15 protein-coding genes and 1 riboswitch are annotated in these 15,266 nt (G+C 37.0%); of the genes, 10 read left to right on the top strand and 5 right to left on the bottom strand.

The window, feature by feature from the left end; translation table 11 throughout:
• Positions 1 to 202 precede the first annotated feature (202 nt).
• From MKY49_RS13080 to MKY49_RS13060, 5 genes are all read left to right on the top strand, one after another.
• Positions 203 to 706, top strand: coding sequence for an RNA polymerase sigma factor (locus MKY49_RS13080; RefSeq protein ID WP_274793408.1), 504 nt, complete (start codon positions 203 to 205; stop codon positions 704 to 706).
• Positions 699 to 1,700: an anti sigma factor C-terminal domain-containing protein gene (locus MKY49_RS13075; RefSeq protein WP_341386443.1), complete on the top strand. Its 1,002-nt coding sequence runs from the start codon at positions 699 to 701 to the stop codon at positions 1,698 to 1,700. Before MKY49_RS13080 ends, MKY49_RS13075 begins: the two co-directional genes overlap by 8 nt.
• A gap of 149 nt (positions 1,701 to 1,849) precedes the next feature.
• Positions 1,850 to 2,605 (top strand): SDR family NAD(P)-dependent oxidoreductase, encoded by a 756-nt coding sequence (locus MKY49_RS13070; RefSeq protein ID WP_341386442.1) that lies wholly within the window; start codon positions 1,850 to 1,852, stop codon positions 2,603 to 2,605.
• Positions 2,606 to 2,629: 24 nt separating this feature from the next.
• Positions 2,630 to 3,064 carry a MarR family winged helix-turn-helix transcriptional regulator gene (locus tag MKY49_RS13065; protein ID WP_341386441.1) on the top strand — a complete coding sequence of 145 codons (435 nt, stop codon included), beginning with the start codon at positions 2,630 to 2,632 and terminating at the stop codon, positions 3,062 to 3,064.
• A gap of 561 nt (positions 3,065 to 3,625) precedes the next feature.
• Entirely contained in the window at positions 3,626 to 4,399 is a 774-nt protein-coding gene (locus MKY49_RS13060; RefSeq protein ID WP_274793404.1) for an IclR family transcriptional regulator, read from the top strand.
• Between the two features lie 18 nt (positions 4,400 to 4,417).
• Here the strand turns inward: MKY49_RS13060 and MKY49_RS13055 are convergent, their stop codons facing one another.
• Both MKY49_RS13055 and MKY49_RS13050 read right to left on the bottom strand, forming a co-directional pair.
• Positions 4,418 to 5,632 carry an aminotransferase class V-fold PLP-dependent enzyme gene (locus tag MKY49_RS13055; protein ID WP_341386440.1) on the bottom strand — a complete coding sequence of 405 codons (1,215 nt, stop codon included), beginning with the start codon at positions 5,630 to 5,632 and terminating at the stop codon, positions 4,418 to 4,420.
• Positions 5,633 to 5,646: 14 nt separating this feature from the next.
• Positions 5,647 to 6,735: a M24 family metallopeptidase gene (locus tag MKY49_RS13050; RefSeq protein WP_341386439.1), complete on the bottom strand. Its 1,089-nt coding sequence runs from the start codon at positions 6,733 to 6,735 to the stop codon at positions 5,647 to 5,649.
• A gap of 285 nt (positions 6,736 to 7,020) precedes the next feature.
• On the opposite strand from MKY49_RS13050, the gene MKY49_RS13045 reads away from it, so the two are divergent.
• The 3 genes from MKY49_RS13045 (at position 7,021) to lepB (ending at position 9,133) form a co-directional block, all read left to right on the top strand.
• Complete coding sequence (locus MKY49_RS13045) at positions 7,021 to 7,959, top strand: LCP family glycopolymer transferase (protein WP_274793401.1); 939 nt, start codon at positions 7,021 to 7,023, stop codon at positions 7,957 to 7,959.
• A 354-nt stretch (positions 7,960 to 8,313) separates the two neighbouring features.
• A complete protein-coding gene (locus tag MKY49_RS13040) occupies positions 8,314 to 8,424 on the top strand; it encodes a transcriptional regulator (RefSeq protein ID WP_274793400.1) in 111 nt (36 codons plus the stop codon).
• Between the two features lie 148 nt (positions 8,425 to 8,572).
• Positions 8,573 to 9,133, top strand: a complete 561-nt coding sequence (gene lepB, locus MKY49_RS13035; RefSeq protein ID WP_322610636.1) for a signal peptidase I — start codon at positions 8,573 to 8,575, stop codon at positions 9,131 to 9,133.
• 33 nt (positions 9,134 to 9,166) lie between these two features.
• Here lepB and MKY49_RS13030 read toward each other — a convergent pair whose 3' ends face one another.
• Positions 9,167 to 9,370, bottom strand: a complete 204-nt coding sequence (locus tag MKY49_RS13030; protein ID WP_274793398.1) for a hypothetical protein — start codon at positions 9,368 to 9,370, stop codon at positions 9,167 to 9,169.
• Between the two features lie 160 nt (positions 9,371 to 9,530).
• Positions 9,531 to 9,630: riboswitch (purine riboswitch) on the top strand.
• 123 nt (positions 9,631 to 9,753) lie between these two features.
• Here MKY49_RS13030 and MKY49_RS13025 point away from each other — a divergent pair.
• A complete protein-coding gene (locus MKY49_RS13025; RefSeq protein WP_312506476.1) occupies positions 9,754 to 10,944 on the top strand; it encodes an MFS transporter in 1,191 nt (396 codons plus the stop codon).
• A gap of 293 nt (positions 10,945 to 11,237) precedes the next feature.
• Complete coding sequence (locus MKY49_RS13020; RefSeq protein ID WP_322606594.1) at positions 11,238 to 13,844, top strand: cation-translocating P-type ATPase; 2,607 nt, start codon at positions 11,238 to 11,240, stop codon at positions 13,842 to 13,844.
• A gap of 48 nt (positions 13,845 to 13,892) precedes the next feature.
• Here MKY49_RS13020 and MKY49_RS13015 read toward each other — a convergent pair whose 3' ends face one another.
• Positions 13,893 to 14,369, bottom strand: coding sequence for a DUF3231 family protein (locus MKY49_RS13015; RefSeq protein ID WP_274793395.1), 477 nt, complete (start codon positions 14,367 to 14,369; stop codon positions 13,893 to 13,895).
• Between the two features lie 97 nt (positions 14,370 to 14,466).
• Positions 14,467 to 15,162, bottom strand: coding sequence for a cupin domain-containing protein (locus tag MKY49_RS13010; protein WP_445928405.1), 696 nt, complete (start codon positions 15,160 to 15,162; stop codon positions 14,467 to 14,469).
• Positions 15,163 to 15,266: the final 104 nt, after the last annotated feature.

The following is a 15,266-nucleotide window of genomic DNA, read 5'->3' as shown; positions in this document are numbered from 1 at the left end:
TTAGCTAGCTGCTACAGTATATTCTTGTCAAATTAAAAAGATGCTTGTGTAAATTTGAAAATAATTGTTGTTTGCAGGGGAAAAACCGAAATTTTTCATCAAGTTTGAAGATTATTATAGTCTTCTTTTCTATTGGGAATTTTCTTATAATATGTAAACTTTTTCTCGAGTTCTGCGTTGTATAGGCAGAAGGGAGGTAGACATGGCAAAGCAATCATTGAATGAGTTTCTACAACAAGTAGGAACTCTGTTATATCGTTATTTAAGAAAACGTGGATTAGCCCATGAGGATGCGGAAGATATCGTCCAAGATACTTGCTATAAGTTTTTATTACATAAAAATGGGATTCAGTCAGATAAAGCAATGAGCTGGTTATATCGCGTGGCAACCAACCAATTTTATGATCTCAAAAGAAAGGAAAAGCGCCATCCAACAACAGAATATGATGAATTTCAATTGACCTCATTAATAAATATTCCTGAATTTCAGGTTTTAAAAAAAGAAAAATTAAAGGACATAAGAGACACGCTTGACACGTTATCCATCTTGCATCAGGAAGTATTAATCCTCAAATATGAGCTGGGATTATCATATAAGGAAATTTCAGCATTAATGAATAAAAATGAAAACACTTTAAAAACGCATGTGAGACGAGCTCGGGAAGAATTTACTGTACGATTTAAGGAGGATATTTATTATGAATAAAGAACACCATAATTTTTTATTTGATGATAAACAAACGAAAAAAATAATGAGAAAGGCAAGGTTTTGGTCAACAATAAAAATAATTGGCATCACACTGATTGTTACGCCTATTGTTCTAATAGCATTTTGGTATGGTCTTAGACATTTATCGTTAAACAGTGCACAAAAAGTAAGTGATGACATTCATTTATTTAACGAAATAAGTGCTCCAAATGTTCAAATTAGTAATCAGAAATATGACGATAATTTACTCGGAGGAAAAATAATAACAACGACCTATAAGGTGCTCGGAGATCAGCATCGTCCCTATATTTGGACACCTATCGAAAGTGATTATAATTTATTTGGAACGCTTACACAAACTTACATTTCTAACTCTATCCAAATAGAAGGTTCAGAATCACTGGCAGAAACACATCAACTCGAACGGTTTAATGACTACACAGGTGATCGAGAAATGTTTTTTTACCATCCTAAGATTTCCTACGATCAATATAAAGATAAAATTAGTGAACTGAAACAATTGGAGAACAATACTTTAGTAGAATTAGCCATCTCTTTTGATAATGCCTATAGTTTTGATGAAATTAAAAGCAAGCTGCCCACTGAAGTGCAAGTAGATTGGTGGTGGGTGGATGCCTATACAGATGATACTTTAGATTTTTTTCAGCAAGGACAGAATACAATTCCAGCCAACTACCCATACATTTATGGTTTTCAATCAGAGCAATCAAAACCAAAACCTCGCCGTTCTTCAAACAACGAGGTTGACACCTTTATTCGAAACATTGAGCTACTTCGGGAAAGTAAAAATTTTGAGTGGGAAACAAACGAGGTTTATCAAGCTTTAATAGGGGAAAATGGAACCTTGGAGACAAGTGATGTGAAAATAATTGGGGCAGTCGTAACTGGCACACCCGAGCAATTACAGTTATTACAAGGAAAATCCTATATTAAAGCATCTACTTTCGGGGTAATATCCAACCAAAAATAGAGAATGTAAGAGATCAAATAGTTCATTAAAAGGTAAAGCTTATTTTAGCCATTCATAAAATAAACTTTTTCTGTGAAGTCTAGTTAGTTTACAATTAAATAGTTTAATATTAAACTATTTGTAAATGAACAATAAGGAGATGTTGATAAATGACTAAACTACAAGATAAAGTAATTATCATTACTGGTGGTGCGGGTGGCATTGGTAGTGGGATGGCAAAAGCAATGGCAAAGGAAGGGGCCATCGTTACAATTGTTGATTTAAACAGGGAAGCGGGCGAGACAATGGAAAAAGAATTGCAAGCAATCTCTCCGAAATCTATGTTTTTGCAGGCAAATTTAATGGAACGCGATCATTTACCAAAAATTATTGATACAGTCGTAGAAAAATACGGTAAACTAGATGTGCTAGTTAATAACGCTCATGCTTCAAAACAAGTTACAATAGAAGAAATAACACAAGCAGATCTTGATTTATCATTTGGGACAGGCTTTTATCCAACCTTCTACTTAATGCAAGCAGCACTACCACACTTAAAAGAAACAAAAGGTAATATTATTAACTTTGCATCTGGTGCAGGAATACAAGGACATGAGACACAGGCAGCGTATGCAGCTGCTAAGGAAGCCATCAGAGGCATTTCTCGTGTAGCGGCAAATGAATGGGGTCGTTATGGTATTAATGTCAATATCATTAGTCCACTTGCTGATTCACCAGGTGTTCAGGCATGGGCAAAAGCACAGCCAGAGTATTATGAAGCGGTTAGAAGTAAAATCCCGCTAGGTCGTTTCGGTAATGTTGAGCAAGATATCGGCCGTGTAGCTGTTTTCTTAGCATCCGATGATTCTCAATACATTACGGGTCAAACGATTATGGTGGATGGAGGTTCACTAATGCTTCATTAATTCTCGACGTTGAGGAGGATTATTTTGAAACAGACAAATATTTTTAAACTGATTCATATGATTGAACAGGTGAATAATGCCAACATTATACGTTTTACAAAAGCGTTTCCATATCCTTTAGGGATTTCACCCATTTTAGTTTTAAATGAGCTACATGTGAAAGGCCCTCAAAAACAGGCAGAATTAGCTGAAACAATCGGCTATACAAAAGGAGCCATGACAAGCATTGCAGAAAAGCTGGTCAAGCTTGGCTTAGCGGAAAGACTGTATGATCCATCTGACCGTCGCACTATTCGCTTACAAATTACAGACGAGGGTCAAGCGGCCTTGGCAAAGGCGCAATCCATTGGAAAAGAAGTCTTTGTACAGCTTTTTGATGTATTAGATGAAGAGGAAATTGCCCAATATTTGCAGATTCAAGAGAAATTAGTACAGGGCATTCAAGAGAAAAACGAGTAGCGAAACATAATTTAGAAAAACGAAATCAACTCCCCTCTATCAACTTCTAAGAGGGGAGTTGATTTTCTTTTAGTTGAATTTTTAGGTTAAACGATCGAGGCGGATAGGCTGCTCAAAACGAGCGGATAGAATTCAAAAAGTGACGGATAGAAAGAGTATTTCAGAGGATAGCGCCCACTTTTTTACTCGATAGAATTGCTCAGAGCGGATAGGCTGCTCAAACGAGCGGATAGAATTCAAAAAGTGACGGATAGAAAGAGTATTTCAGAGGATAGCACCCACTTTTTACTCGATAGAATTGCTCTGAGCGGATAGGCTGCTCAAACGAGCGGATAGAATTCAAAAAGTGATGGATAGAAAGAGTATTTCGGAGGATAGCGCCCACTTTTTACTCGATAGAATTGCTCTGAGCGGATAGGCTGCTCTATTTACCTAATAGAACGATTGCACCCAATCATTCGATTAAAAGGCAATTGTAAAATAGTTGAATTTATTGAAAATTGTCCGAGTTCATTTTATAATCAATATACGGTTCTATTATAGAGACATTCGAGGTGTGAAATGACATTAAAAACATTAGATAACTCATTAGAGGTTCTCAAATATTTTAATAAGGAAAATCCGACGTGGGGTGTACGAGAGTTAGCGAAAGAGATGAATATTAGCCATTCAATTATTTATCGGATTTTGGCGACTTTCGAAAATCAAGGCTTTCTGATTCAAAATCCTGAAACGAAAAAATATGAATTAGGGCTCCGATTTTTGGAATATGGCCAAATGGTCAAAGATAAATTAAATCTTTCTGATTTTGTTTTACCGATTATGAAGAATCTTGCTGAGGCTATCAAGGAATCGGTATTTTTAACTTGGTTAGATGGGACAGATGGCGTCACAGTGGAAATAGCTGAGAGCTCTCAAACGATTAAATTTTCGGTGTCAATTGGCACACGCACACCCTTACATATTGGGGCATCTTGTAAAACCATTATGGCTTTTCTTCCTGAAGAGAGGAAAAAAGAAATTATGGACCATGGCATGAAAAGATTAACCCCAGAAACGATTACTGACCCTGCTGAAATGTTAGCTGATTTAGAGAAAATACAACAGCAAGGCTGGTGCTTTACAACGGGAGAATATTCTCATTCTGTATTTGGGCTTGGTGTACCTCTTTTTAATAGTAAAAAAGAAGTCATTGCCTCATTAACGATTGCAGGTCCTATTTATCGTAAACCAACCGAGGAAAAGCTTCCTGAAATGATTAATGTTCTGCAATATGGTGCGATGAATATCCAACGTTATTTCGATCAATACAGCTTTAAGTTCTACCATGAATAAACAAAAGGCTCAAGATAGCTAATAACTATCTTGGGCCTTTCCTTTAGAGAATTCTTTGAATTTCTTCATGAGGGATACAGCTGTGTCGATTTCTTCAAAAGTGTTAAAATAGTGCGGCGAAAATCGAGCCATTTTTTGAATGTGATTGCGCTCCATAATGGTATTCGCCATAAAAGTTCCAGCTTCAATGATGACACCATGTTGTGCTAAATAATTCGTGATATCATCGGGAGAAAGCCCCTCAATATTAAACGGTGTAATTGATAATCGATAGTCACTATTTTGTGGACCATATAAAACAATACCTGGAATGGTTTCAAGTTGTTCAAGCAAATAGTTAGTTAGCTGTTTGACACGCTCATAAATGTGATGAATACCGATAGCATTTGCATAATCAATGGCTGCTCCTAAACCTAAAATACTTGGAATGATCGGACAGCCTGGCTCAAAACGTTTAGCTGTCTCTAAAAATGAATAAGTATTGTTTTGATAATCCCATTGTGTACTACCCCAACCAATCATAAGAGGCGTCAGTGTGGATATAAGCGCTTTTCGTACATATAAAATTCCTGATCCTTCAGGGCCACGAAGCCATTTTCGCCCACATGCTACTAAAAAGTCACACCCAAGCTCTTTGACATGGAGTGGGGTTAAACCAACTGTTTGATTGGCATTAATCAATGTCAGTACATTGTGCTGCTGTGCGAACTGACATATTTCCTTAGCAGGCTGAAGGGCACCTGAGGCATTGGACATATGGGCAAAAGCAATTAGTCTTGTTTGTGGTGTGATGAGCTGCTCGAGTGCTTGTAAATCCACCAAATAATCTGCATTCGTTTTCAACACTTTTAAGTGAACACCTTGCTGCTGAAGGGCAAGCCAAGGCACATAATTACTTAACATTTCTGTATCGAGTACAATGACCTCATCACCTTGTTCCCACTGCAAGCCACCTGAAACATAATTAATAGCCATGGATCCATTGGGCACAAAGGCAATTTCTTCTTGCTCCGCGCCGATAAACAAAGCAGCCTTCTCTCGAATTTTCTCTACTTGTTCATACGTTTCTTGACGAAAAGATGGTAAATAGGGGCCGATACTTGCTTGTTTTTGAAGATAGCTCGTCATCTCATCTACTACTGGCTGTGGCATGGCAGAAGCAGCAGCTGTGTTTAAATACATATAATGCTCAAGAAGCGGCATATCTTTTTGTATTTTCATCATATCGATCATTGTGCTCACCAGCCTTATAGGATTATTAATTCCTTCGTATAGTTCATTAAATTCTCATAGCCATTTTCTGTAACAATGAGATTATCCTCGATACGCACACCACCCACATCCTGTACATAAATACCTGGCTCGACCGTAAATGCCATGCCTGATTTCAACACTAAGTGATTACGCTGCATTAAATAAGGTTCTTCATGTGCACTTAAACCAATCCCATGCCCTAGTCGATGTGTGAAGTAGTCACCATAGCCAGCACCACAAATAATTTTTCTTGCAATATCATCGATGTCATGTGCTGTCATACCTGGTTTTATCGCAGCTATTGCAGTTTCATTCGCTTGTTTAACAATATTGTAGATTGTTTTTAATGTTGGTGAGACATCCCCTAAAGCGATTGTTCGGGTCATATCAGCTACGTAGCCCTTATAAATTGCACCAAAGTCAATGACGATTAATTCACCTATCTCTATTTTTTTTGTGCTAGCTCTGCCATGGGGAAGTGCACCGCGATAACCTGAAGCTACAATGGTGCCAAAAGGTGTTCCTTCTGATCCACGTCGTCTCATTTCATATTCTAATTGTGCTGCTACTTCCATCTCTGAAACGCCAGCTTGAATAGTTGGTAATGTAGCTTCAAGACTTTCTTCAACAATTTGTACTGCCTGTCGCATAAATGTTATTTCATGGTCATCTTTTTTCATCCGTAGTTCACGAATGGAATCACCGATATCACATAAATTGTCATATGTAAGCTTTTCGATGGCTTTCTGCTCCTTGACGTGCATAGTGTCAAACTCTACGCCAAGTGTGTGCAATGCTCCAAGCTCTTTTTTAAGTTGCTGGATGGCCTGTGCCGGTCCTTCCTCATCTGAATAAGATAAGATAGCACCACCATTATTTGCATCTACTTTCGTTAACTCTACTTGTGGTACTAGAAAAAACAATTGATTGTTAGCGGTAATGACAGCTAATGTTAAGCGCTCACTTTGCTTTAATTGGAGACCTGTAAAATAATACATGTTCGAACCAGGCACTAGGACTGCTAGATCTATTTGCTGTTGCTGCATGTGAGAAACTAGCTTCTCTCTTCTTTTTTGAAACATTGATATTCCTCCTACCTATTAACTAGATTAATTGTTTCTTATATAGAGACGTTGTATCTGAAAGTAGTATATATCAATAATAATGAATTTTCAATAAATGAAGGAAATAGATAAACTAAAAGGAAGTTAATTTACAAATGAGGGAATAGTATGCTGTGAATTTAGTAAATACTAGTGTACGTCTTTTTTTCGTTCATTATGCATATAAGTAGACTAGATAAACTTTTTTCCAACTTAATACGTCAAAAAGAGGGGCAAAATTGTTAAGCAAGAGAGGACTTATGTATGGAAAAAAACATGAAACGCTCTAAAGAGAAAAAGAGCAAGAAAAAAATATGGCTGTGGATAGTCGGTAGCCTATTAGCAATTTTTTTAATTTTTATAGGGACTGCCTACTTTACCATCCAAAAAACCATGAATAAAATAAATACACCACTTATTCAAACAACAGATGCAGCACAACCAGAAGAAAAAACAGTGATCAAAAAAGAACCATTCTCGGTTCTGATGCTTGGGGTCGATGAACGTAAAGATGATAGTGGTCGTTCAGATACGATGATTGTGATTACTGTGAATCCAGAAAAGCAGACGATGAAAATGCTTAGTATTCCCCGTGATACTCGTACAGAAATTGTTGGTCATGACACCGTTGATAAAATTAATCATGCCTATGCCTTTGGTGGCGTTCCGATGGCTGTGGATACGGTGGAGAATTTTTTAAATATACCAATTGATTACTATGTATTTATTAATATGGAGGGCTTTTTGCAAATTATTGATACGCTTGGTGGTGTAACGATCAATAATGATATGGATTTAACCTATGACGAATACCATTACCCAGAGGGTGAAATTACGTTAAATGGTAATGAGGCGCTTATTTTTTCTCGTATTCGTTATGAAGATCCACGTGGTGATTTTGGTCGTCAAATTCGACAACGTCAAATTATTGAAGCTGTTATGAAAAAAGCCTCCACGCCATCTACGTTATTAAAGGCAACAGATATGCTTAATGTGTTAGGCGATAATGTTCGCATGAACTTCTCAGTCAAAGACCTGATCCAGCTACAAAGTATTTATAAAAAAATGGATAAGGATATTGAGCAAATATCGTTTGAACAGGGAGAAGGTCAAAGGATTAATCGTATTTGGTACTACATTCCGAATGAGGAAGAGCTTCAAAAAATACAAACAGATCTAAACAATCATTTAAAAAGCAAGTAAGCTTGGTGCTTACTACACGTAGTGTCAACAAAGTAAATTTTTCGGCCATGAAGGGAGGGAGATGAATGAATGGGAGGACCCAGGTGCTTAGGTATACAGCGCTTAATCAGTGCATGCAAAGCTATGTACCTAAACGCAAAGTGCGAAGAAATCCAGTCCAATCAGCTATTAGAGGCCTACAACTATTATGTTTAAAATTGTATATGTAAAGATAAAAAATCATTCAGGTAGGGTGCATGCCTAGTTGAATGATTTTTTTTAATGAATAGAGCTAGTTCATTTTTCAATATAGCTTGAAAAATCAGAAAATTAAATGTATACTGATATTAGAAATGGTTAAAAGGAGTGATTGTGATGATTTTTGGCACAATATTATTAGCATTTGCATTACCAGTAGGTATCGTATTAGCAGTCGATTTATTAAACGAGCAGCGTCTCTCTGCTACACAATCCAACCATTCATAATGATTACACAACAGAAGGATAAATACTAGACAATGTTACGTTGTAGCAATTGTCTTTTTTTTTGATTTGGAAACAATTTGCGTGATTCATTCGTCAATAGTATATAGAAAATGTTATACTATTAAAAAAACAGTATCGGGGAATGAGCATGCAAGAGGAAAAAACAACAAATTTTAAAAAAGAAATACTATCCTACATCAAGATTATTGTCATTACGGCTGTTGTCGTTTTTGGCTGTAAGCAGTTTTTATTTGCGCCAATTAAGGTGCAGGGAGCTTCGATGTACCCGACGTATCATGATAAGGATATTATTATTGTAAGTAAAACAAGTAAAATTGAACGATTCGATCAAATTGTTTTCCAATCTCCTACCGAGGATGAACTCTATATTAAAAGAGTAATAGGTCTTCCAGGGGATAAAGTTGAAATGAAAGATGATGTATTGTATGTAAATGGGAAAGCATACAAAGAAGATTATGTTAATCGTGAAACAGATGATCCTAATCAATTACGCATTACAGAAAATTTTACTTTGGAACAATTAGTTAATGAAAAAGAAGTACCAAAGGGCATGTATTTTGTGCTTGGGGACAACCGTTTAAAAAGTTTTGATAGTCGCCACTACGGTTTAATTTCAGAGGATGCTGTTTATGGTGAATCTAAAGCAATACTATATCCATTTAGCCATTTTCATATCGGTTCAAAATAATGAAAAAGAGGCCACTTCTTTGAGTGACCTCTTTTAGTTTTTTGGTAAATCTGTACAGCTCTTATACGTAGGGTAATAGACACAAACTCTTGAATTTTCAACAGTTTCTTTTATAGGCAATACCTTACTTTTCACGGGAGAGCTAATGGCTGGTTCTTCGATTGTGAGCTCTTCTACTACTAATTCTACGCCATAAAATAGTATTAAAAAATAGCAGACAAATCCTACTATACGCAAACAATCACCTCGTAAAATAGTTAGTATATGTTAATATGTATGGTCAAATTCATTAAAATATAAGCAGAATTTCGAAATTTTCTCTCGATTCGGCAGTTTTATAAGATCATTTAATTCTATAAAAAAAGCTATTGTCAACGAAATTTTGATGTGCTACTATAGCTAAAGTAAATATTTGATCTGTATAACCTCAATAATATGGATTGAGGGTCTCTACCAGGAACCATAAAATCCTGACTACAAAACTTTGCTTCATTTTTGTAGTCAGGATTTTTTTATGTTGATTCAGCCGTTAGTTTGTAGCGTACCGAAGCGTACCTTGCGGCGTAATGCATATAAAAAATCTCCTGCAAAAATGAAAGTGTAACGAAAGGGAGATTACGATGAATTGGAGAGTTTATATTCTTGCGGTGACTACCTTTGCAGTAGGGTTAGTTGAATTAATTGTTGGTGGGATACTGCCAAATATTGCAGAGGATTTACAAGTATCTTTAGCAACAGCTGGGCAACTAATTACGATTTTTGCACTGGTTTATGCTATTTCTGCGCCAGTCCTGTTATCCTTGACAGCTAAGGTGGAAAGGAAGCGCTTATTCTTAATATCATTATTTATTTTCACGTTAGGTAACTTAATGACCTTCTTTAGTACGACGTTCATTATTGTGCTAATTGCCCGTATTTTCACAGCGATGAGCACAGCATTAGTCATTGTATTATCTTTAACGATTACGACAAAAATTGTTGAGCCTAAACATCGTGCCAAGGCGTTAGGACTCGTTTTCATGGGTGTAAGCTCTGCGCTTGTCATTGGTGTACCAATGGGTATTTTTATAACAGAAGCTTTCGGTTGGCGAGCTATATTTTTAGGCATTAGCATTCTGTCAACACTATCCATGATTTTAATTGCCTTATTACTTGAAAAAATGCCAATCGGAGAAGTAGTGCCACTGAAGGCACAAATCAAATCTTTAGCTAATTTAAAAATCCTTACAGCTCAGTTAACTACGTTGTTTATGCTAGCAGGACATTACATGCTCTACGCTTATTTAACACCTTTTTTAGTAGAAGCATTTGATATGAGTCCTTCATGGATTAGTATTTGTTACTTAATCTTCGGTATTGCCTCTGTTAGTGGGAACGCAGTAGGAGGCTGGGTGAGTGATAAAATTGGCACGAGTAAAGCCATTATTTTGATTGTGTCTGCCTTTGCTATAGTTTTATTCAGTATTCCTTACACGATCATTGCTTTACCGCTATTTTTAGTGTTTACAGTTTTATGGGGTGCATTAAGCTGGGCATTGACACCACCATTACAAAATTATTTAATTCAAACTGATCCTAAATCATCAGATATTCAGCAGAGCTTAAATACAGCTGCCCTTCAAATTGGGATATCCATTGGATCAGCAGTTGGAGGCGCCATGTTTGCTTTGACTGATTCTGTTATGCATTTAGCGAGCTTTGGAACGATTCTAGTTCTCTGTGCATTAGGTTGTGCTATTTTCTCTATTAAAAGAGCGCCACTTGGACAGGAGCAGCATGGAGATTATCAATCAGCCCACCACAACTCATAATAGAAACAACCTAAAAGGTATTGGGGAAGCTATCTCCAATACCTTTTTAGCTTGATTTAGCAGAGGTTTTGGATCTATTAACTGCAATTATGTTAAGACTTAGTTTGATTGAATCTATGTTTGTATCTCTTTCAAAATTAATTTCTCTATGAATTCTAAGCATACTCTAAATACATATGGAATAGATTGTTGTAGTTAATGAATTTTATAGGAGTTTGAGATTTAAGTGCTCTTACTATTTTCAAGAAAAATAGTAGGAGCTCTTCAAATCTTGTAAATGGAAGGAGAACCCAATGACTGAATATCATCAACAATCGTCTGCTGAAGTCATGAAGATATTGAGCGTCACCCCACAAGGCTTGACCGATGATGACGTCCAAAAAAGGCAACAGGTCTATGGCTATAATGTATTAGAGGAAGGTAAAAAAACAAGTACGTGGGCTGTATTTTTCGGACAATTTAAAGATTTATTAGTTATTATATTACTCGTTGCGGCCTTCGTTTCATTTCTACTAGGGGAAGTAGAAAGTACGATTGTTATTATGATTGTAGTGATTTTAAATGCTATTTTAGGTACTGTACAACATGTAAAAGCAGAACAATCTCTAGACAATCTGAAAGCGTTGACCTCTCCCATTGCCAAAGTCATGCGTAACAATCAACTAATGCAGATTCCTTCGGAGGAAATTGTGATAGGAGATCTTCTGATATTGGAGGCGGGCGATTACATCAATGCAGATGGCAGACTACTAGAATGTCATAATTTACACATTAATGAAAGTTCCCTAACAGGTGAATCGATTGCTGTAGCCAAAAGTACAGATCCTATACGAAAAAATAATGTGACCATTGCTGATAAGAAGAACATGGTGTATTCAGGAAGCTTTGTAACTAATGGCCGTGGTATTGTAATGGTGACGGCAATCGGCATGCAGACAGAAATCGGCAAAATTGCGAATTTACTCGATACAGCCAAGGAGAAGAAAACGCCCCTACAAATTAGTCTTGATCAATTCGGTGAAAAATTAGCATTAGGGATTACACTCATTTGTTTAGCTATTTTTACAATTGACCTTATTCGAGGACGAGCCTTAGTTGAATCATTTATGTTTGCAGTCTCCCTTGCTGTTGCAGCAATCCCAGAGGCGCTAAGTTCCATTGTGACTATCGTATTAGCTTTTGGCACGCAGAAGATGGCGAAGGAAAATGCGATTATCCGTAAGCTTTATGCGGTGGAAAGCTTAGGAAGTGTTTCAGTTATTTGTTCTGATAAAACAGGGACCTTAACAGAAAATAAAATGGTGGTACAAGAAGTCTTTGTCGACCAGAAAAAGATACCACATGATTGGCTTAATCCAACAAATCCAGTGGAAAAAGAGCTGATGATCAAGGCACTTTTATGTAGTGATGCTGTAGAGCGAGATCAGAAAGAAATCGGCGACCCTACCGAAATTGCTCTTGTGAAATTAGGAAAGCAGTACGGCCTTGATGAACTGAAAATTCGAGAGCAATATAAACGCTTGGCTGAAATTCCATTTGATTCGGCAAGAAAGCTTATGAGCACGGTAAATCAGATGGACAAGCAAACGGTGATGATTACGAAAGGGGCATTGGATGTACTTTTGCCCAAAGTAACGAGAATCAAAACATCCACAGGCATTTTTGAAATGACCGCACAGCATCGTCAGAAAATTGAAGCGGTCAATCGTGACTTTTCAATGAATGGTTTACGTGTGCTGGCCATTGCGTATAAAGATGTTTTCCCTCAGCAAAGCGTTGATACAAGAGCTGAACGTGACTTAATCTTTGTCGGCTTAGTTGCGATGATGGATCCTCCAAGAAAAGAATCGAAAGAAGCAGTGGAAAGCTGTATAAATGCAGGCATTAAGCCCGTTATGATTACCGGTGACCATAAAATTACAGCTACGGCGATTGCCCAACAAATTGGTATTTTACAAAATCCAGAAGAAGCGATTGAAGGACACGCCCTTGATGGTTTAACAGATCAAGAGTTACAAGATAAAATTGATGATTATTCTGTCTATGCTCGTGTTACACCTGCACAAAAAATTCGAATTGTAAAAGCCTGGCAGGATAAAGGTCATGTTGTTGCTATGACAGGGGATGGTGTCAATGATGGACCTGCCTTGAAACAAGCAGATATTGGTGTCGCAATGGGGGTAACAGGTACAGAGGTTGCAAAAGATGCCTCATCGATGATTTTAACCGATGATAATTTTTCGACGATTGTTAAGGCAATCGCTAATGGTCGTAGTATTTATACGAATATAAAAAATGCTATTCTATTCTTATTATCTGGTAATGCTGGAGCTATTTTTGTTGTGTTATATGCAACGGTGTTAGGCCTACCTGTTCCTTTTGCGCCTGTCCATCTATTATTCATCAACTTATTAACGGATAGTTTGCCAGCTATCGCCATTGGGTTAGAGCCCAATAATAAGAAAACGATGAAGGACAAGCCTAGAAATATTCATACACCTTTATTAAATAAAGCCTTTACGACACAAGTAGTATTAGAAGGTATTTTAATTGCCATCTCCACCATTATTGCTTTTCAAATTGGTCTATCGACAGGCGATACGTTAACAGCTAGCACAATGGCCTTTACAACACTGTGTTTATCCAGATTAGTGCATGGTTTCAACTCCAGATCCAAAGAGTCGATTTTCGCTATTGGTGTATTCTCGAATAAATATACATGGCTCGCTTTCTTAATCGGTGTGCTCAGCCTACACTTTGTCTTGTTTATGCCAATGCTCACAACAGTCTTTGAGGTTGCCCCATTGACGATTGCACAGCTAGGCTTCATTTATAGCTTATCTGTATTACCATTCCTCGTAAATCAATGGTATAAGCTTCTGTTCGTTAGGAGACGATAGTAAGTTAAAAAAAGAAGCTTCCGTTATGGATGAAACGGATGCTTCTTTTTAGCGTGGACGAGCCTCTAACCAACCTTTACGCTGACTATAGTCAATCAATTTTGATCCCAGTAGTGAATAACGCATATGAAGTTCACCATATTTTGTTAAATGGAGCTTCTTCACTGACAGATCGAGTGCTTGACTTACGGAAATTAAAGAGGAGGCGATATTCATGGATAAAATCGCACTAATTTCACCATCATTAATCATCGATTTGCCGCGAAGGTCTGTTATTTTCATCGTATTATACTCGATGGATGTAGTAGGTGCCAAGACGCCATTTTCCTTAAGTAACAATGTCAGGTGCTTATTTTCCTCTTTTAAACATTGAATAAACTCCAGGATCATTATCTTTAATTGTTTATCACGCGTATGCTTAAAAAAGGCATGGCTTGAAGCAATATATCCTTGATTGACACCAAGCTGTGACCAAAGCTTAAAAATCTCCTTAAATCGTAATGATGCTAGATTGTCTTTTAACATTGAGACACTTCCTAACTCTTAGGTTATCTAAGATTAGGATGGACAAGAAATGACATTCTATTCATCTTTTACAATAAAAGTTTACTAAGAGAACGTACTAATAATATGTGCCATAGGGATACGGATGTGGATAAGGGTAACGATATGGATACGGATAAGGACATGGTTTCATATAGTGCTTTGGCTTCGTTTGTTTATCGCTTGCTGATTTGACATGATTACAGCCTTTTGCTGGACCAATATAAGTTGTTGGAACAACCGGTGCAATGGTTTTCTTCCATTGTTCCTCATCTAAACAATACGTGTGAGCCATAATATTAGCTGGAGTAAATTTCAATATATCAGAGCCTAAAATGACTTCTGGTGTTGGCGCATCGAAAATAGCGAGTAAATGGGTGTCATCTTCTGTCGCTATTTCATAATGCCACCAGCCCTGTGGTACATTAGCGACTTGCCCAGGCTTGATCGGATAGTTTTGAATTTTCTTCGTAAAGGGATTCAATAGGGAAACTGTCGCCGCCCCAGTAATACAATAGACAAGCTCAGCTGCATTTTGATGGTAATGTGGCTCAACAACATTATCTTCACTTAAAAAAATATCGAGTAAAGATACATTTTCTAATGTATTTAATTGTTCCACGCCAAGCACATTAATATAATTTCGTGAATCCTTTTTAAAAAGCGTACTTTTGTTGACATCAAAAGTGAATTCCGCAGACGGGGAGGAATAATCAATATTTGTGTTTATAGTTACATCCTTTCTCACTTCAATTGTACTCTTCATTATCACCATAGAGTATGTTTCTATTATTGCTAGGCTTACACAAATGCCTAGCTCTCAGTGGGAACTCCTGCTTCATCTGCCTTTTTAAAGTTACCTAAAATTACCACTTCTAT

The sequence above is a fragment of the Lysinibacillus sp. FSL M8-0134 genome (genome assembly GCF_038069745.1).
In the GTDB taxonomy this organism is placed as follows: Bacteria; Bacillota; Bacilli; order Bacillales_A; family Planococcaceae; genus Lysinibacillus; species Lysinibacillus irui.
The sequence above is the reverse complement of the archived record's forward strand: the minus strand, read 5'-3'. Positions and strand labels throughout refer to the sequence as shown.